General features: G+C 45.2%; 1 protein-coding gene and 1 pseudogene. Both read left to right on the top strand.

What is annotated here, in order from left to right:
• On the top strand, positions 1 to 901 hold a 901-nt coding region (locus R7O12_RS25660), incomplete at its 5' end, for a methyl-accepting chemotaxis protein (RefSeq protein ID WP_318126874.1).
• Positions 902 to 1,089: 188 nt separating this feature from the next.
• Positions 1,090 to 1,235 (top strand): annotated as a pseudogene (locus R7O12_RS25655) (asparagine--tRNA ligase); the annotation flags it as partial.

Here is a 1,235-nt window from a genome sequence, read left to right as displayed (position 1 = left end):
ATCTATTAATTCCTTTATGGATACCGTTTCGGAAAGTCTTGAGCGCGTGCAAGACACCTCCCACTCGTTAGCAGGGTCTGCGGGTCGTCTCACCGACGTTGCTCAATCCACTGATGAAGCAGCAAACAATCAGCAATTAGAAACCAATGAAGTGCAAAACAACATTATTGATATGTTGCAGCAGCAAGTCGTGGTTGAAGAGGCAACAATCAACGCAACAACGTTGGTAAACCACACCGTTGACGTAGCCACAAACAGCGCCAGCCAAGCGCACAATGTCAGCGAAGACATCAAGAGCTTAGTCAGCGACATTGAACAAGTGCGTGAGAAGATTACGTCTCTAAATCAGAGAACCGAAGAAGTTTCCTCAATTCTAGGTGTGATTAAAGGCATCGCCGAACAAACTAACCTACTCGCTCTAAACGCAGCAATCGAAGCGGCACGCGCCGGAGAGCAAGGTCGTGGCTTTGCAGTCGTTGCCGATGAAGTGAGAAATCTGGCCTCACGCACCGCCGAAGCCACCAGCAACATTGAAAGCATCATTTCCCAATTTCAGCAAGGCAGCGAAGAGTCTCTTTCGTCAGTCGATCATGTTTGTCAATTTGCTCATCAACGTTCACTGGATGTCGAAGCGCTGTCTGAAACCATGCACAATGTCGTAGACGAGATGCATCAAGTGCTGAAACACGCAGAAAACATCCAACTGCAAACTCAAACCACCTCGGATGTCAGCAAGCACATTCAATCGAAAATCGACGTGATTACTTTGCACGCGAACGACACGTCTCAATCTGCCTCTCATACACGGGATATCAGTGTCGATTTGGAAGAACTTTCTGACCGTTTAGAGCAATTACTTAACCAATTCACCCTTTCTGAGCAACAAAGGGCAAATAAATAGGAAATTTCTCGCGTCCAAATTGAATATAAAGGTTGAAGCTGACGAATTGACGGGTAATATGTCCCATTGAATCTGTAAAATTCTATCCAACTCAATGCTTCGCTTGTTTTTTAAACAAAAATGTTTTGAGACAAGCACTTTGATAAGCGTTGAGTTGAATTTTTACCTCAATGGAGAATATTGAAAACATGACTTACGCGCCTGTATCAGACGTACTAAGCGGTAAGCTAGCAGTAGACAGTGAAGTAACTGTTCGCGGCTGGATCCGTTCACGTCGTGATTCCAAAGCTGGAATCTCTTTCCTTGCCATATATGACGGCTCTTGTTTCGACCC

The organism is Vibrio sp. Vb1574, from assembly GCF_033338675.1.
The sequence above is the reverse complement of the archived record's forward strand: the minus strand, read 5'-3'. Positions and strand labels throughout refer to the sequence as shown.